Here is a 17,979-nt window from a genome sequence, read left to right as displayed (position 1 = left end):
GCCGCATGGCCCTATCCATGCCGGCCATCATGAAGACCACGGCAGCGCGGCTTTCGGCGCTCTATCTTCTGCTTTTCGCGCTGTGCGCAATCCTGCTGGTTTTCTACATCACGTCGCTCTCAGCGCGCATGCTGATCACGCAAACGCAGGAAACCATCAACGACGAAGTGCTGGGTCTTGCCCAGGCTTACAAGCGCGGCGGCTTGCCTACCCTTGTGCGCGTCGTTGAACAGCGTTCGCGCCAGCCAAGCGCCAACCTCTATCTGATCGCGGACGCGAATGGCCAGATACTGACCGGAAACGTGCAGAGCCTGGAACCCGGAGTGCTGGGCAACGAGGGATGGACGACGCGACCTTTCTACTACCGCCGATATGGAGAAGGAGAACTCGACCGACAAAGGAGCGAGACCAGTCAGAGCCAGACCAAGGAGGAAAGCGGGCGTGGTCACGACGCAGTTGCGGTTGTTCTCACGCTTCCCAACCAGATGATCATGCTTGTGGGCCGTGATCTCGGTGAGCCGCAGCGCTTTCGCGACGTGGTGCGCAGGGCGTTGATGCTCGCCCTTGGCATGATGGGACTCGGCGGTATCCTGATCTGGTTTTTTGTCGGGCGCGCGGCGTTGAAACGCATCGACGGGGTTTCGTCCGCAAGCAAGCGCATCATGGGCGGCGATCTGAGCGGAAGATTGCCGGTAACGGGCGCTGGCGATGAATTCGACCGGCTATCGCAAAACCTCAATACCATGCTGGCGAGGATTGCGACGCTCAATGAGGGGCTGAAGCAGGTTTCGGACAACATCGCCCATGATCTGAAAACACCGTTGACGCGGCTGCGCAACCGGGCTGAAGCCACGCTTGCCGGCAAGCACAAGGTCACCGATTACCGCGAAGCGCTTGAAGCGACGATTGCCGAGTCCGACCAGCTCATCAAGACGTTCAACGCCATTCTCATGATTTCCCGCCTCGAGGCGGGCTATTCGTCGGAGAATCTGGCGAAGGTCGATCTGGCGGCGGCCATTCACGATGTTGTTGAGCTTTATGAGCCCGTGGCGGAAGAGGGCGGCGTTTCGCTGGAAGCCGCGCCTATGGACAACATCGAGATCGACGGCAACCGCGAATTGATTGGGCAGGCACTGTCGAACATCGTCGACAACGCGATCAAATATTCGACCGATGCCAGCGAAAAGCCAACCGTTCTTGTGACACTGGAAAGGGCGAATGGGCAAATTCGGCTGGCCGTGACCGACAATGGCCAAGGCATACCCGACGAAGACGACAGGGCGCGCGCCACGGAGCGTTTCGTCAGGCTTGAGAAAAGCAGGTCGCAGCCCGGATCAGGGTTGGGTTTGAGTCTTGCCAAGGCGATCATGAAATTTCATCGCGGGAGGCTTGATCTTTTGCCCGCCAATCCCGGATTATCTGTCGTGATGAGTTTTCCCGAACAAGACAGGTCCTGATCCCCGATGGCGCCACGCATGGCAGCAGATCGTGCCCAAGCAGATTGGCTTTTGCAGCCGGTGGCGCAACTAGAACCGCTCGATGGCGAACGTGCCGAACAGGAAATCACCGAACTTGCGGTCATAGCCGCTGAGGAGGGGCTTCCAAGGCTTGCACGGCTTTTGAAGGCCAATGGTGTCGCGCGCCGATTTCTTCTGGCCGCCTTTGACCTTTCGCCGTTCCTGCGCGATCTGGCGCGGCGACGCCCTCAAATGCTCGACGTCCTTTTTGACCAATCGGTCGAGCAAAGGCTGCATGCGATAGCGAATGAAATTGCAGCGTCCTGGCATGTGGAGGGCACGAGCGAAGCCAGCCTGATGGCGGAACTGCGCCAGCTCAAGACCGAAGCACACTTTCTGATTGCCTTGTCTGATCTCGCTGAGGAGAGTGATACCGTTTTGACGGTGCGCCGCTTGAGCGACCTTGCCGACAGTTGCACCGCGGCGGCAGTCAATTTCCTGCTTGTCGATGCAAACAGGCAAGGGAAGCTCAAACTGGTGGACCCAGCCAACCCATCACTGAAGTCCGGCTGGATTCTGCTTGGCATGGGTAAGCTTGGCGCGCACGAGCTGAACTTTTCCTCGGACATAGACCTGGTGGTTTTTTTCGAACCCGATGGACCGGCCGTTGTCGATCCTATGGAGGCTACCGATACTTTCTCGCGGTTGACCCGCAGGCTGGTGCGCATTCTCCAGGACCGGACCGAAAACGGCTATGTGTTCCGCACCGACTTGAGGCTGCGGCCAGACCCCGGCTCCACGCCGTTGGCCATTCCGGTAGAGGCGGCGCTGAATTACTACGAAGGCCGCGGCCAGAATTGGGAGCGCGCCGCCATGATCAAGGCGCGGCCCGTCGCCGGGGACGTGGAGGCGGGCGAAGCCTTCCTAAAGGAACTGCAGCCCTACATCTGGCGCAAGTATATGGACTATGCGGCGATAGCCGACGTGCACTCCATCAAGCGCCAGATACACGCACACAAGGGCCACGGCGAGATCGCCGTGAAGGGGCACAACGTGAAGCTCGGGCGCGGCGGCATTCGCGAGGTCGAGTTCTTCGTGCAGACCCAGCAGTTGATAGCCGGCGGCCGTTTTCCTGAACTGCGCGGTCGTGAAACAGTTCCGATGCTTGCCAAGCTTGCGGACCGCAACTGGATCACGGCGGAAGCGCGCGATGCCCTGACGCAGCAATACTGGTTCTTGCGCCGCGTGGAACACGCCATCCAGATGGTGGCCGACGAACAGACGCACATGCTGCCCGAAGACGACGAAGGCTTGGCGCGCATTGCGCATATGCTTGGCTACGCTGACGGCGACGCTTTCTCGACCGCGTTTCGCGCCTCGCTGCAGCAGGTGGAGCGCCACTATGCTGCTCTGTTCGAAACCGCGCCTGAGCTTTCGGCCGGCATAGGCAACCTGGTTTTCACCGGCGATGTCGATGATCCGGACACCTTGCAGACGCTGCACCGCCTTGGCTTCCAGCGGCCAAGCGATATCTGCCGCGTCATCAGGGCGTGGCATTTCGGGCGCTACAGGGTCACCCGTTCTGCCGAGGCGCGTGAAAGGCTGACGGAACTGACGCCGGCGCTGCTTGAGGCATTCGGCAAGACGCGGCGCGCCGATGAAGCCTTGATGCGCTTCGACGAGTTTCTCGCCGGTCTTCCAGCCGGCATCCAGCTTTTCTCGCTTCTTCAATCAAATCCAGCTCTGCTGAAGCTGCTTGCAACCATAATGGGAGCGGCGCCCCGGCTGGCGGCGGTGATCACGCGCAGGCCGCACGTGTTCGATGGATTACTCGATCCGGCACTGCTGAGCGAACTGCCGGACCGCAAATATCTCGCGGCCCGGCTTGCCGCGTTCATCGAAGGTGACCGTCCCTATGAGGACGTGCTCGACCGCCTGCGCATTTTTGCCTCCGAGCAGAAGTTCCTGATCGGGGTCAGGCTGCTTGCCGGTTCAATCGATGCAAGGCGGGCAGGACGGGCCTTTTCGGACCTTGCCGATCTGACCATCGGTGCCGCTCTCGATGCGGTTGCGGCCGAATTTGCGGCGCGCCATGGCCGCATAGCTGGCGGAACGGTGGCATTGCTGGGCATGGGCAAGCTGGGCAGCCAGGAACTGACGGCTGGATCCGACGTCGATCTGATCCTGCTCTACGATCATGATGCCGATGCCGATGAATCGGACGGCGACAAACCGCTTGCGCCGGCGCACTACTACAGCCGCATGACCCAGCGGCTGATCGCGGCCGTGTCGGCGCCGACAGCCGAGGGTGTGCTCTACGAACTCGATCTTCGCCTGCGCCCCTCGGGAAACAAGGGACCGGTGGCTACGCATATCGAGTCGTTTCGCAAGTATCAGCGCCAGGATGCCTGGACCTGGGAGCAGATGGCTATCAGCCGCGCCCGTCCGATTGCCGGCGATTCCGGCCTGTGCGACGAGCTGCGAGCTGAAGCCGCCGCTATTGTAGCCCTGCCGCGCGATGCCGCCAAAGTACGCCGCGAAGCCTTCGACATGCGCAAGCTGATCGAAGAGGAAAAGCCGCCACGCGACCTCTGGGACATCAAGCTGATCCCCGGCGGGTTGATCGATCTGGAATTCATCGCACAGGTGGCCGTGATAACCGGCCAGTTCGAGGGGCCGCCTGGCACAACGGCAACGGCGGATGTTCTGGCGCATCTTTCCTCTGGTTATGCAGATGCGCAGGTGCGTCGGGAATTGAGCGATGCCTACGCGTTCTATCTGGCTGTGACCCAGATGACGCGGCTATGCCTCACCGGTGCATTCGACAGGAATGATGTTCCGCCCGGGCTTTCCGATCTTCTGCTCGCCGCGACCGACCTGCCGGACTTTTCCGTGCTGGAAGCTCATTTGAAGGATGTGTCGGCAGGCGTCAGGAAAAGTTTCGACCAGCTTTTCAGGACAAAGCGGAAATGATCACGCCGCTGCCTTGAGCTGGCGGACGGGCTTTTTCAGCGGGATGCGGACGGAAACGATGGTGCCGGTCCCTTCGGTCGAGCGGATCTTGAGGGCTCCGCCATGCAGTTCTGCCAAGGAACGCGAGATGGCCAGCCCAAGTCCCGAGCCATTGTGGTTCTTGGAAAACTGGTTCTGAACCTGTTCGAAGGGCCTGCCTAGTTTGCTCAAGGCCTGTTTGGGAATTCCGCAGCCATTGTCTTCAATGGTCAGGATCAGTGCGCCGGAAGCATTGCGTGCTCGGAGCGAGATACGGCCGCCTTGCCCAGTAAATTTCACCGCGTTGGATAGCAGATTGATGACGATCTGCTTGATGGCGCGCCGGTCGGCGACAAGCGTCAGGGCGTCCGCAATATTGGTTTCCACCGTGATGGCTTTGGCGGCCGCCTGCAGGGAAACGACGCGCACCGTTTCGCGTATCAATGGGCAAAGGTCGATCGCCTCGCGCTCCATCGAGAATTGGCCGGCCTCGATCTTCGACATATCAAGAATGTCGTTGATGACGCCGAGCAGATACTTGCCGCTGGAGTTGATGTCGCCGGCATATTCGTCATAGCGGTCGGAACCGAGAGGACCGAAAAGCCGCTGTTGCATAAGCTCCGAAAAGCCGATGATGGCATTCAGCGGCGTGCGCAGTTCGTGCGACATGTTGGCGAGGAATTCGGACTTAGCCTGGTTGGCGGCTTCCGCGCGTTCCTTTTCCTTCACATACTTGCGGTTAAGTTCGGCAAGCTCGCGCGCCTTTTCCACTTCCGCCCTGCGAGCAAGGCTGAGATCGTGGATGGTGGACATGAGCCTGCGCTCGCTGTCGACCAGCTTGTCTTGGTGCTGCTTGATCTGCGTGATGTCGGAGCCGACCGAAACGGTGCCGCCGTCGCGCGTCTTCAACTCGTTGACCTGGAGCCATCTGCCATCGGCAAGTTGACGCTCGTAAGAAGCGCCCCCGTGCATGCCGTTCATGTTGGCAAGACGCCGCTCTGAAGCGAAGGCCAGCATGCGTTCCTCCAGAATGGCGCGGGATGCACCCGGCATCACATCGCGGTCCGAGAGGCCGTTGTCCTTTTGGTATTTCGAATTGCACATGACCAGGCGGTTGGCAGAATCCCAGAGGACGAAGGATTCGTTGATGTTTTCGATGGCCGTGCGCAAACGTAGGTCGGCAGCTTCCGAGCGCAGGGCGAGATGCCGCTGCTCGGTGACATCGACGGCGATGCCGATGAGCTGGATTTCGGAGGCGTCGGGGTCCATGACCTGTGCGCGGGCACGCATCCAGATCCACTGCCCATCGGCGTGACGCATGCGGAAGACCTGGTCGATGTGATCGATTTCCCGGGACACTACCCGATTTGCAATCTCGAACAGATTGCCGTCGTCGGGGTGAATGATGGCGTCGACTTCGCCAAAGGAGAGCATTGCTTCGCAGGGCTCGTAGCCAAGCATGTCGTACATGGACGACGACCAGTACATCTTGCCGCGGACCATATCCCAATCCCAAAGGCCGCAACGGCCGCGTACCAGCGCCATGTCGATACGCTGGTGTCCTTCGAGATAGAGGCGGTCTGCGGCCTCGGCTCGCGCTGCCTGACTGAAATACGCGTAGAGGATGACGATGAGCACGCCGGCCGTCAGCACAAAAAGCGTAACATTGAGCGAAACGGTCTTGCGCCAGTCGGCAAAAACGGCGTCCTGAGGCACCAAGGCCGCTGCTGCGCCACCGTCTTGAAGCGCCACCGCTGCGTACCAGTCCTGACCGTTGACCTTGACCTCGAGAATTCCGGCCTTTTCACCGAACAGGAACAGCGGTTGCCCTCCGGAGACAATGCTGTCCAGGTTGCGGCCATACCAGCCAGTTGAGCGGGGCGTCACGGCAGTGATCTTGAATTTGCCATCGGTGATGGCAAGGACATGGCCCGGCACCATCGCTGCCTGGCGACCAACCGTCTCCAACAATTCCTGTGCGGTTTCGTTTGATGCCGTGATGTCGTCTGCAGATGCCAATTGACCTGCAGCGAGTGTCAACAGCGCCTTGGCACTGCGATCGACATCGTCGTGCCAGTTCATCAGCGAAATACAGCGCACCGCTGCGATGACGACAAGAAACAGGATTATCAGCGCGGGAATGAGTCTGCGCAAAAAAGGTTCGGCGGCAAGCAGCCGTTGGTAGGCGGGTTGGGCGATGAGCCGCGTGTTGCCTGCAAGGCCACCGCAGCGCTCAAAAGCCGTCCCACCGGGCGCGCTCCACGCGTCCGCCTTGGCCATGAAATGGCTCTCCCCAAAAGCTCTATTATGCTTGGCGATCCGGTTACACCGCACGTCCGAATCGCCATTAAAGAATCAAAGGTGATTCGCCTTGTCCAGTGGCCAGGCCAAAAAAGATGAAAAATCGGCAAACAATATTCGAGCGAGAGACAACAACGCTCAATTTGGCCTGCGTTCGCAGGTCAAATCAAGCGAGCGTGCGATCGATGATATCCCTGAGATCGGCTGAAAGGTCTGGAGTGCTGGCAATCGTCAAAAGAGCCTCTCTTGCCTTTGCCTGCCGCCCCGGTTCCAGGGACCGCCAGGACCGCAGTGCCGTCGCCAATCGTGCCGCGACTTGAGGATTGCGTTTTTCGATCTCAAGCACCGTCTCGGCGAAGAACCTGTAGCCAGCACCGTCGGCGCGATGAAAGCCGGTCTGGTTCCCACTGGAAAAGGTTCCAATCAGGGAACGCAATCGGTTTGGATTCGTCGAAGAAAATGCAGGATGCGTCATCAGCGCACGCACCGTTTCGACGGCCTGAGGCCCTGGTATGCTGGCCTGAATCTGGAACCACTTATCCATCACCAGCGGATCGGATGCGAACTTTGCCGCAAACGCCGCGATCGCAGCGTCCGCCTGCGTCGATCCCGGATGTCGGTGCGCAAGCACCATCAGGGAGGCCGCCAGATCGGTCATGTTGGTTGCGGCTTTGAAATGCCGCGCGGCGGTTTCCACGCCTCCGTCCAGTCGTGACAGATAGTCGAGCAGCACATTGCGCAATGCGCGGCGGCCCGCGCTCGCTGCGTCGGGACTGAATGGATTGTTGTCACCCAGACTTGCGTAGAGGGTCTCGAAACGACCCTTGTTGGTGAACGCGATGAAGGTGGCAAGCGCCTCACGTGCGGCAAAGATCGCGTCGGGGTCGATCTCCTTGCCGATTTCGCGCGCGATGTCCGCTTCGCTTGGCAACGTCAAGGCAAGCGCCCGGTAGGCCGGCTCCAACCCATCATTTGCGGCCATGGTTCCGGCAAGTTCACCTAGTCTCATCGTGAACTCCGGCTTCTTGCCGCCGCGCTGGCGGCGGAATGCGGCGATCAGGGCATCGGTCAAAAGCGTATTCACAGCCTGCCAACGCGAGAATTCGTCCCGGTCGTGCGCGGCCAGGAAGAACTGATCGTCGGCCTTTTGCATGACCGATAATGTTACCGGCGCCGAGAAGCCGCGATTGAGTGAGAGCGCAGGTCTTTCGGTAAGTCCGCTGAAACGGATGGTATGACGGCGCTTGCGAACGTGGATGACGCCATTCTCGACGGTCGCGCCGTCGACCGCTTTGTACGCCAAATCCTTGCCGCCTTTTCCGACCAGGCCGAAGGCCAGTGGAATGTGCATCAGCCGCTTACGGCTTTCCGATGGTGTTGGCGGAACCGATTGCTCGATTTCGAGCGTTAGCTGCTTTTCCGTGGCGTCATAGTGCGAGCTCACAGTCAGGTTCGGCGTTCCGGCCTGATTGTACCAGAGCGCAAACTGCGACAGGTCGCGTCCTGAAACGTCCGCGAATACCTGGACGAATTCCTCGATTGTCGCGGCCTGTCCGTCGTGGCGCAGGAAATAAAGGTCCATGCCCGCTCGAAACGTTTCCGCGCCAAGCAGGGTGCGGATCATGCGCACCACTTCGGAACCTTTTTCGTAGACGGTTGCCGTATAGAAGTTGTTGATCTCGCGGTATCGGCGTGGCCGCACCGGATGCGCCAGCGGTCCCTGGTCTTCCGGGAACTGGAGTGCACGCAAAGTTCGAACTTCGGCGATGCGTTTGACACCGCGCGAACGCTGGTCAGCCGAGAATTCATGATCCCGGTAAACGGTCAGCCCCTCTTTCAGGCAGAGCTGGAACCAATCGCGGCAAGTGATTCTGTTGCCTGTCCAATTATGGAAATACTCGTGCGCGATAATCGCCTCGATATTGGCGAAATCGGCGTCTGTCGCCGTCTCCTCGTCGGCCAGAACATATTTGTCGTTGAAGATGTTGAGGCCCTTGTTCTCCATCGCTCCCATGTTGAAATCGGAGACGGCAACAATGTTGAAAACATCGAGATCGTATTCGCAGCCGAAGACCTCCTCGTCCCATTTCATTGAGCGTTTGAGGGCGTCCATTGCGTAGCCGGCCAGCCGTTCTTTGCCGTGCTCGACATAGATGCCCAGCGCGACATCGCGCCCTGACATGGTGACGAAGCGATCTTCGATTTTGCCGAGATCGCCCGCCACGAGCGCAAAGAGATAGGAAGGTTTGGGGTGGGGGTCTTTCCAGACGGCATAGTGCCAGCCATCGGCAAGGTCGCCGCTCTCGACCGGGTTGCCGTTGGACAGGAGCAGCGGAGCCTCCTTGCGGGAAGCCTCGATGCGAACTGTATAGACGGACAGGATATCCGGACGATCGAGGAAATAGGTGATGCGCCGGAAGCCTTCCGCTTCGCACTGCGTGCAATAGACATTGCTCGAACGGTAGAGACCCATCAAAGCTTCGTTGTGGGCCGGATCGATCAGGGTTTCGATGACGAGCGTGAAGCGCGCTTTGGCAGGCGGAGAATTCAGGACAAGTTGATCCGGACCGGCGACATAGGCTGATGGAAGCACTGCCTTCCCATCCACCTCGATACGCCGCAGCGTCAAACCATCTCCGTCTAGCACAAGCGGCGTGACAGTCGGTCCTTCGGCGCGGCGCTCGACCGTCAGCTCAGCGACGACGACGGTGGCTTCCGGCGAAAGGCGAAAGGTCAGCCGCGTTTGCGGAATGAGATAGTCGCTTGGCCTGTAGTCCTCCAGCTTGAAGACCTGGCCGGTATCGGTGCGCATCCGCTTGCTTTCCTTCCGTTTTTGGTTAGGCGAGGCAAAGCCGTTGGCCCAAGACATCCAAAGCCCGGTTCTTTACATCAAACGGGGCCTCGTCAACATGTCCGCGACACCAGCGCACACCCAAACGGCAACAAAGGACGCCACTTCAACGTGACTTCACTGGAAGTCCCCGCTTCACGGGGCGTTCTCACCGCAATTGCGCTAAAAATCATGTCGGTGACGATTTTCGTTGCCATGTCCTCGCTGATCAAGGCCGCGGGACCGTTGCCCGCAGGTCAGATCGTGTTCTTCCGGTCTTTCTTTGCCGTTTTTCCAATCCTGGTTTTCCTGTTCTACAAGCACGAACTCCGTACCGCCTTCGCAACCAAGCGTCCTGTTGGCCACATTTTTCGCGGCGTGGTCGGTGTGTGTTCGATGGGCTTTACTTTTTTCGCGCTGACCCGGCTGCCCTTGCCCGATGCGATAACGCTAAACTACGCGCAGCCATTGCTTGTTGTCGTATTCAGTTCGCTTTTCCTTGGCGAGGCGATCCGCTTTTACCGCTGGAGCGCGGTTGCGGTCGGGTTGATAGGTGTCGTCATCATCTCATGGCCGGAATTGACGCTGCTCAGTTCGGGTTCCGCCATGGACGACCAGGAAGTGCTGGGCGTCATGGCGGCTCTCGCCGGCGCGGGCAGTTCTGCGGTGGCAGCACTTCTGGTCCGTAATCTGGTTCACAGCGAGCGCACGGCCACCATCGTCCTATGGTTTTCCATGATGGCAAGCGTGCTGGCCCTTTTGACGCTGCCATTTGGCTGGGACGCTATGAGCTCGGCCCAAGTCATGCTGCTGATCACTGCCGGCTTCTGCGGCGGCATAGCGCAAATCTTCATGACCTCAGCATACCGGCACGCGGAGGTTTCGGTGGTTGCTCCGTTCGAATACACCTCGATGATCCTGGCCATCATCGTGGGTTATGTCATCTTCGACGATGTTCCGACGGCCTATATGCTGGTCGGCGGCCTGATCGTTGTCGCGGCTGGGATCTTTATCATCTTCCGAGAACGGCAGCTTGGATTGGAACACGCGCGCGCCCGGAAAGTCATACCATCCCAAGGGTGAGCAAGATTCGGCTGGCCGCTATGCTAGCGATCGCAACTTCATTTTCACTTCGAGGAAGTCGCGCCAGGCCAGGCGCTTGTGCGCAGGCGTTCTGAGCAGATAGGCGGGATGCAGCGTCGGCATCGCAGGGATAGTCGCTCCCGATGCGGCAGAATAGGTGCGCCAGTTGCCCCTCAAGCGCAGGATGCCTTCGGTGGTGTTGAGCAGGGTCTTGGCCGAGGCTCCGCCAAGATGAACCAGCACTTTGGGGCCGACCAGTTCGATTTGCCGTTCGATGAAAGGCCGGCAAATCTCTGTTTCATGCGGCGTTGGCGCGCGGTTGCCGGGTGGCCGCCAAGGGATCACATTGGCGATGTAGACAGTATCCCTGTCGAGCCCGATCGCCGCCAGCATCCGGTCGAGTAGCTGGCCGGAGCGACCTACGAAAGGCCGCCCTTCCATGTCCTCGTCTCGCCCCGGCGCTTCGCCGACAAACATGATGTCGGCCTGCGGGTTGCCATCGGCGAAAACCAGGTTTTTCGCGGTAGATTTCAGGTTGCAGCCGTCGAATGAGGCCATCCGCTCGCGCAATTCCTCAAGGTTCATTGCCCCGGCAGCCAACTGCCGCGCCATGGCTGCCTGTTGCTCGTCTGGGACTGCCGCTATGGTCGCACGTTGAGGGGAGGGCGCGGGTTGGGCAGCCGCCGGCTGGAGGCTGCGCCTTGGCTCGCGCGGCTGAACAGACGCGTTCGATGTTTTGGGCGGCGCATCAGCTTGCCTTGCAATCTGCTCAAGCCGGTTCACCGGGTCATCGGCCAGCGCATCGTCCACCCCTGCTTCGGCATAGAAGGCAAGAAGGGCGGTGAGATCGGAGAGCGTGTCGAAGGTGGCGGTAGTCATGGCGGCACATTCGACGTATGGACCCCGCTTTGCAAGTTCACATTGAGCGGATTGTCGGATTTCACGTGGAGGGGATGCGGGGATCCTGTACCAGATAGAACGTCCAACGGGGCGTGTAATCGGTGACGAGGAATTGAAACGATACCGATGCCAGCGGATCGACCTGTCCGGTAGTGAAAAGCAGCCGGTCATAAGGTTCGAAATCGCGGTCAAACTTCGCGAAGTTGCTGGATATGATGTTGGTCGGCGACTTGTTGCGCTGGTCGAAGGAAAGGCCGTCACCGAATACGCTCGGTCGGTCGAGTATTTCCTGCAGCTCGAATTCGAACTCGATCCAGGGGTGGCCGCTGTTGTTGAGCGCCTCGATGCGCATGTAGAGGACGCCGTTGACATAGTCTCCCGAAGGGTCGAACGGCCGTATCTCGCGCCTCGCTCGAATGGTGAGCGTTACCGGCGTTGCCGATTGGAATTCCTCGGAAATGACAATCGGGTCGTCCTGGGTGCCTTTCCCCGACACGCCGGTGATCTCGAACCCACCCAGTTCATCGGAAAATGTGTAAGGCCCGGCAGCCCAAAGTTTTTGCTCATCTGCCCTGGCAGCCCACCCAAAAGCCGCCACCAGGATGAACATCAAAGCCACCAGCGGCCCTGCATGGCCGGGCAGCCGCAGAAAGCGCGTCAATGACAAGCCCTGCCGTGCAAAGGTGCGCATTCGTCCACTATGGCGGATAAGGATGGAGCCGCACACTCAAAAAACTGCGATGATCCTGCCAGGCAAAGGTGCGCAATTATTTGACGTTTACGTGAACGTAAAATATTGTGAGCCAACCGTTTGCCGAGGGAAAACGCCGGTGTTCTGATGCCACCGGTTTTCCGTCGCGATTTGATGCGCTATGGAGCGCAAGAGCCAGCAAAGTACCGGCCAGCCAGTGCGGAGGGATTGATGAGCGATATCGAGCGCGAGAGCATGGAGTTCGACGTGGTTATCGTCGGCGCGGGGCCGGCTGGGTTGGCCGCTGCGATCCGTCTCAAGCAGGTCAATCCGGACTTGTCGGTGGTTGTGTTGGAAAAGGGCGGCGAGGTCGGCGCACATATCCTTTCAGGCGCGGTGGTTGATCCGATTGGCATCGATCGTCTGCTGCCGGGTTGGCGCGACGAGAGCGATCATCCCTTCAAGACACCCGTGACGGACGATCATTTCCTTGTGCTCGGGCCGGCCGGATCCGTCCGCCTGCCGAATTTCCTGATGCCGCCGTTGATGAACAACCACGGCAACTACATCGTCTCGCTAGGCAATGTGTGCCGTTGGCTTGGCGCGAAAGCAGAGGCGCTGGGCGTCGAGATCTATCCGGGATTTGCCGCCGCCGGCCTGCTTTACGATGAGGCTGGTGCCGTCACCGGCGTCTACACAGGCGATATGGGCGTGGAGAAGGACGGTTCGCATGGGCCGGCCTACGCCCCCGGCATGGCGCTGATGGGCAAATATGTGCTGATCGGGGAGGGCGCGCGGGGCTCGCTCGCCAAGCAACTGATCGCCAAGTACAATCTTGCGGACGGGCGCGACCCTGCCAAGTTCGGCATTGGCCTGAAGGAACTGTGGCAGGTCCAGCCGGAAAATCACAAGCCGGGACTGGTCCAGCACTCGTTCGGCTGGCCGCTCGACATGAAGACCGGCGGCGGCTCATTCCTCTACCATCTGGAGGACAATCAGGTCGCCGTTGGCTTCGTCGTCCACCTCAACTACAAGAACCCTTATCTTTCGCCGTTCGAAGAGTTCCAGCGTTTCAAGACGCATCCGGCGATCCGTGGCACGTTCGAGGGCGCCAAGCGCGTCGGCTATGGAGCGCGCGCCATCACAGAGGGCGGCTGGCAATCCGTGCCCAAGCTGTCCTTCCCCGGCGGTGTGCTGATGGGATGTTCTGCGGGTCTGGTGAACGTGCCGCGCATCAAGGGTTCGCACAATGCCGTGCTTTCCGGCATGCTGGCGGCCGAAAATGTCGCCGAGGCAATCGCGGCGGGCCGTGCCAATGACGAGTTGTCGGCTTATGAAGATGCATGGCGCGGCAGCGCCATTGGCAAGGATCTGAAGAGGGTACGCAACGTCAAGCCGCTTTGGTCGCGCTTCGGTACGATTGCCGGTGTCGCTGTCGGCGGGCTCGATATGTGGTTGAATACGCTATTTGGCTTCTCGCCTTTCGGCACGCTGAAGCACGGCAAGACCGACGCCGCATCGCTGGAGCCGGCGTCCAAGCACCAGAAGATAAATTACCCGAAACCGGACGGCGTGCTGACTTTCGACCGTCTGTCCTCGGTATTCCTCTCAAATACCAACCATGAGGAAGATCAGCCTGTCCATCTTCAGGTCAAAGACATGGCGATGCAGGAGCGGTCGGAGCATGATGTTTTTGCCGGGCCCTCGACGCGCTATTGCCCGGCCGGTGTCTATGAATGGGTGGATGCTGACGGCAATGCGGCCGCCGATCCATCGGCCAAGGATGTGCATTTTGTCATCAATGCGCAGAACTGTGTTCACTGCAAAACATGCGACATCAAGGACCCGAACCAGAATATCAATTGGGTTCCGCCACAGGGCGGCGAAGGTCCCGTCTACACGAATATGTAGTGGGCCATCATCGCGCCGTCCGGGATACCGGCGGCGCGAAGCTGTGACGACAACGGGTACTAACCGCGCAGTTGTTCAGCAGAAACGGTCGCCGTTTCGTCTTCTTCGTCAGGCCGGTCATTCCCAGGCTTGATCGAGAACTCGACCAAGACCGGAAGATGATCGGAACCAACGCTTTCCAGGCGTTCAGCGGAGTGGATGAGGACATCCCCCTTGCTGAATACATTGTCGATTGGCAGGCCGGCAAAGCGTATTGAATCGGGCAACTGAAGGAACAGCCAGGTTGCGCCGACCGAGGGCATGAGCGTCAGGTCGCCTGCATCGGCAATGTTGCGAGCCGCCGCGCTCCACGGCGTTGCATTCAGGTCTCCAGCTAAAATTGTTGTTGGAGCGAGCGAGGCGATGGACGGCGAAAGCAGCGCGATCTGGCGCGCCTGTTCGAAAGGCCACGGCCAGCCCAGGTGAATTGCGGCAACGTCGATCTCAGCCCCGGCAAAATCGACGGTCGCCGTAGCCAGCGCGCCGCGCTCGAAGCAATGTGTTTCCGTGCCTTGTGCGAACGGCCGGCGTGAAAGAATTGCGGCGCCAAAAACCCCGTTTGGCCGCGGGCAGGTCACGCGATAGGGATAGGCGCTTTTCAGCAGGTCCAGTTTCCCGTCCCACATGGTTGAGACTTCGTCGAGAGTAACGACATCGGGCGTGGTCCGCCCGATCAGCGACAAGACCTTTTCCGGCGTGCGATTATCGAAGCGAAGATTGATCTGCAGAAGCCGATAAACTGCTCTATCTGTCGGTTTGGCTTCGAACGCGGCATGCACGGTCTTCAAGCCAATGAGGTTCAGCGTATCCGTCGTTGTGGAAAACGCTGCGACCGCAAAGACCAGAGCTGAAACGGCTTGCACCAGATGGGTCGTCGCTAAAAGCGGCAGCGCCAAAATGGCCACGACGATGGCAAGATGCACGCGAAAATGGCCAAACGAGTCGAAAGCCGGGTGCAGCGATCCGAAAAATCCCAGCAGCAGCGGAATGGTTGCCGCAGTCAGGCAAAACAGGATCGAAGACTGGAAAAAGGGTGAAACCCGGCTCATGCGCGTTGATTGGCCAAGGAATTGCGGCTCATTGATGGTAAGGCCCGCAGTCCGTATGTTTCGGGCGAATTTTTACCGATAACTAATGGAGCCGAGATGCGATCAGCCGCGAGGCCTTGGATAGTTTTGCTGGTGATCGCTCTGGGAGCCAGTGTGCCGAGCACCCATGCCAGCGCCGAGACAACTGAACGTGTTGAAAACTACGCGATTTCCGGTAGCTCAGGCATCGAGCTTTACCGGTCGATTGGCGAGCGTGGCCCCAAGGTCGGCGTTGCACGAGCCATAGCGCACACCAACTTCAAGCTGACGTGGTCGCGGAAATACGAACCACAGGACGATGGCGGCTGCACCTTGGTTTCGGCGCGTCCAAAGCTGATCATCACTTACACATTGCCCAAGCCCGCCGGCAATCTGCCGCCTGCCGTCAAGAAGCAGTGGGACACCTTCATCGAAGGTGTTCGCCTCCATGAGGAAGAGCACGGCGTTCATATCAAGGAGATGCTGGCGGAAATCGAGGCTGCCACCATTGGCTTTTCGGCTGCTGACGACCCAAAATGCCAGAAGGTAAGGAAAGCAATCATTCCGTCGCTGTCACAGGCCTCAGTTCGGCAAAGAGAGCGCAGCCGGGATTTCGACCGGGTTGAGATGGCCAATGGCGGCAACATGCACCGGCTGATACTGGCGCTGGTAAACGCAGAACAATAGCCGGTCGACCTCGCCCCTACTGGAATGCCGTTTCCGAAAAACTCCGCAATTTGCGCGAATGCAGCCGATCCATCGGCATCTCCGCCAGCTTTTCCATGGCCCGGATGCCGATTGTGAGATGCTGGGCCACCTGGCGCTTGTAGAACTCAGTTGCCATGCCCGGCAGCTTCAACTCGCCGTGCAGAGGCTTGTCGGAAACGCACAGCAGCGTGCCGTAAGGGACCCGGAAGCGGAAGCCATTCGCCGCAATCGTCGCCGATTCCATGTCAAGCGCGATAGCGCGCGATTGTGAAAGCCGCTGGACGGGACCACGCTGGTCGCGCAGTTCCCAGTTGCGGTTGTCTATGGTGGCGACGGTACCGGTGCGCATGATGCGCTTGAGGTCATATCCGGAAAGCCCGGTCACTTCCTGCACGGCCTCCTGAAGCGCCACCTGGATTTCCGCCAGCGGCGGGATAGGCACCCACACGGGCAGGTCGTCGTCGAGGACATGATCCTCGCGCACATAGGCGTGGGCCAGCACATAGTCGCCCAACGCCTGCGTATTGCGCAGCCCCGCGCAGTGGCCGAGCATGACCCAGGCATGCGGCCGCAGCACCGCGATATGATCGGTAATCGTCTTGGCGTTTGAAGGGCCGACACCGATGTTGACCATGGTGATGCCGCCATGGTTGGGCTTCTTCAGGTGATAGGCGGGCATTTGTGGCAGCCTGAATGCGACGGTATCGCTCGAGCGGCTTTCACCCGCTTTCGTTACCGTGTTGCCGGGCTCCACGAACTCCGTATAGCCGCCGCCACCGGCCGCCATAAGCTCTCGAGCCTGGGCGACGAACTCATCTATGTAGAACTGGTAGTTGGTGAACAGCACGAAGTTCTGGAAGTGATTGGGCGTGGTGGCCGTATAGTGCGACAGCCGGTGCAGTGAGTAGTCGATGCGCTGTGCTGTGAAAGGGGCCAGCGGCCGGGCTTCGCCAAGCGCCACTTCGAAGGTTCCGTTGGCGATCTGGTCGTCGGTGCCATCCAGATCCGGCACGTCGAACAGGTCACGGATCGGCCGGCGGATGCGTTCGGCTGCAGCTCCATCGACATAGCTGCCTTCAAGGAAGGCAAAATGCAGCGGTATCGGTGTTCTTGATTCCGAGACCATCACCGGAACGCCGTGGTTGCGAATAATCAGGCGAAGCTGTTCCTCAAGATAGCTCTGGAACAGGTCCGGGCGCGTGATCGTGGTCGAGAAATGGCCAGGTGTCGGCATATGGCCATAGGCCTGGCGTGAATCCACCTGCGTGAAGGAGTTGGTGACGACGCCTACTTCCGGATAAAAAGCCCGGTAGCGCGTGTTGATGTCGCCGCCCGAAGCAAGAGCCGAAAACGAGTCGCGCAGGAACTTTGTGTTGCGCGCGTAAAGCATTTGCAATGCCGCGACTGCTTCGGCGGGATCGTCGAAACTTTGCCGCGCGAAGGGCTCGGGCATCACGACGTTTTCAATGGCTTGCGGGTAGATTCGGTTTTCCATGGCCCACTATAGGGCCTTGTCTGGACAGTGGGGAGGGGGTGACCATCCTCCTCCATATATCGGTTACTCTTGCAGCTTAGCCGCGCTGCAAGCTCACAAGAAGGACAAAGCCGACGCCGTTTTTCTTCAGGGCTGGAGCTTCGATGGTAGAGCCTGCATGGTCACGCATGCTGGGCACCGCCAGGACTGGAGCCGCCAGCACGAGCAGAATGCAAAAAGCGCGCGGCAGCAACCGCAGGGCTTTGATGGCATTGTTGGAGAAGTTGTTCATGGTGGCGATCCAGATCTCGGTTAACGGCCGAACTGGCCGCAAGTGGTGAAGCAAGCGCCTGACCGGGCCTCGTCCCAATGCCGAGGCTGGCGACTGGCTTCCGCAACGATGATCGCAAAGCCGATACCGAACAAAGTCGTGAGCAGGCAGACGATGGTGAAACGGCGAGCAAGCATGTCAGTCCCCTTTGTTGGACCGACAATGCCCCCACGCCCCTGAACCGCCTCTGAGAAGG

13 protein-coding genes are annotated in these 17,979 nt (G+C 59.5%); 5 read left to right on the top strand and 8 right to left on the bottom strand.

All coding sequences use genetic code 11. From position 1 onward, the window contains the following. The first annotated feature begins 5 nt into the window (after positions 1 to 5). Entirely contained in the window at positions 6 to 1,457 is a 1,452-nt protein-coding gene (locus ACODTY_RS16480; RefSeq protein ID WP_488995296.1) for a sensor histidine kinase, read from the top strand. 18 nt (positions 1,458 to 1,475) lie between these two features. Beyond that, entirely contained in the window at positions 1,476 to 4,430 is a 2,955-nt protein-coding gene (locus ACODTY_RS16475; protein WP_488995295.1) for a bifunctional [glutamine synthetase] adenylyltransferase/[glutamine synthetase]-adenylyl-L-tyrosine phosphorylase, read from the top strand. On the opposite strand, the gene ACODTY_RS16470 is transcribed toward ACODTY_RS16475, so the two are convergent. Together ACODTY_RS16470 and pepN are read right to left on the bottom strand one after the other, a co-directional pair. After that, a complete protein-coding gene (locus ACODTY_RS16470; RefSeq protein WP_488995294.1) occupies positions 4,431 to 6,728 on the bottom strand; it encodes a PAS domain-containing sensor histidine kinase in 2,298 nt (765 codons plus the stop codon). Between the two features lie 187 nt (positions 6,729 to 6,915). After that, the gene (gene pepN / locus ACODTY_RS16465; protein ID WP_488995293.1) at positions 6,916 to 9,561 is read right to left on the bottom strand and encodes an aminopeptidase N; all 2,646 of its coding nucleotides are present in this window, start codon (positions 9,559 to 9,561) and stop codon (positions 6,916 to 6,918) included. A 150-nt stretch (positions 9,562 to 9,711) separates the two neighbouring features. Here pepN and ACODTY_RS16460 point away from each other — a divergent pair, with 150 nt between their 5' ends. Then, positions 9,712 to 10,662 (top strand): DMT family transporter, encoded by a 951-nt coding sequence (locus ACODTY_RS16460; protein ID WP_488995292.1) that lies wholly within the window; start codon positions 9,712 to 9,714, stop codon positions 10,660 to 10,662. An 18-nt stretch (positions 10,663 to 10,680) separates the two neighbouring features. On the opposite strand, the gene ACODTY_RS16455 is transcribed toward ACODTY_RS16460, so the two are convergent. Together ACODTY_RS16455 and ACODTY_RS16450 are read right to left on the bottom strand one after the other, a co-directional pair. After that, complete coding sequence (locus ACODTY_RS16455; protein ID WP_488995291.1) at positions 10,681 to 11,541, bottom strand: uracil-DNA glycosylase; 861 nt, start codon at positions 11,539 to 11,541, stop codon at positions 10,681 to 10,683. Between the two features lie 61 nt (positions 11,542 to 11,602). Beyond that, positions 11,603 to 12,172 (bottom strand): hypothetical protein, encoded by a 570-nt coding sequence (locus tag ACODTY_RS16450; RefSeq protein WP_488995352.1) that lies wholly within the window; start codon positions 12,170 to 12,172, stop codon positions 11,603 to 11,605. Positions 12,173 to 12,484: 312 nt separating this feature from the next. On the opposite strand from ACODTY_RS16450, the gene ACODTY_RS16445 reads away from it, so the two are divergent. After that, the gene (locus ACODTY_RS16445) at positions 12,485 to 14,164 is read left to right on the top strand and encodes an electron transfer flavoprotein-ubiquinone oxidoreductase (protein ID WP_488995290.1); all 1,680 of its coding nucleotides are present in this window, start codon (positions 12,485 to 12,487) and stop codon (positions 14,162 to 14,164) included. Positions 14,165 to 14,223: 59 nt separating this feature from the next. Here the strand turns inward: ACODTY_RS16445 and ACODTY_RS16440 are convergent, their stop codons facing one another. Then, positions 14,224 to 15,108 (bottom strand): endonuclease/exonuclease/phosphatase family protein, encoded by an 885-nt coding sequence (locus ACODTY_RS16440; RefSeq protein ID WP_488995351.1) that lies wholly within the window; start codon positions 15,106 to 15,108, stop codon positions 14,224 to 14,226. Between the two features lie 240 nt (positions 15,109 to 15,348). On the opposite strand from ACODTY_RS16440, the gene ACODTY_RS16435 reads away from it, so the two are divergent. After that, positions 15,349 to 15,957, top strand: a complete 609-nt coding sequence (locus ACODTY_RS16435; RefSeq protein WP_488995350.1) for a DUF922 domain-containing Zn-dependent protease — start codon at positions 15,349 to 15,351, stop codon at positions 15,955 to 15,957. A 16-nt stretch (positions 15,958 to 15,973) separates the two neighbouring features. Here the strand turns inward: ACODTY_RS16435 and ACODTY_RS16430 are convergent, their stop codons facing one another. From ACODTY_RS16430 to ACODTY_RS16420, 3 genes are all read right to left on the bottom strand, one after another. Then, a complete protein-coding gene (locus ACODTY_RS16430; protein WP_488995289.1) occupies positions 15,974 to 17,431 on the bottom strand; it encodes an AMP nucleosidase in 1,458 nt (485 codons plus the stop codon). 118 nt (positions 17,432 to 17,549) lie between these two features. Continuing rightward, positions 17,550 to 17,744, bottom strand: coding sequence for a hypothetical protein (locus ACODTY_RS16425; RefSeq protein ID WP_488995288.1), 195 nt, complete (start codon positions 17,742 to 17,744; stop codon positions 17,550 to 17,552). A 20-nt stretch (positions 17,745 to 17,764) separates the two neighbouring features. Continuing rightward, a complete protein-coding gene (locus tag ACODTY_RS16420) occupies positions 17,765 to 17,920 on the bottom strand; it encodes a hypothetical protein (RefSeq protein WP_488995287.1) in 156 nt (51 codons plus the stop codon). Positions 17,921 to 17,979 lie beyond the last annotated feature (59 nt).

The sequence above is a fragment of the Mesorhizobium sp. FG116 genome, assembly GCF_057809835.1.
The sequence above is the reverse complement of the archived record's forward strand: the minus strand, read 5'-3'. Positions and strand labels throughout refer to the sequence as shown.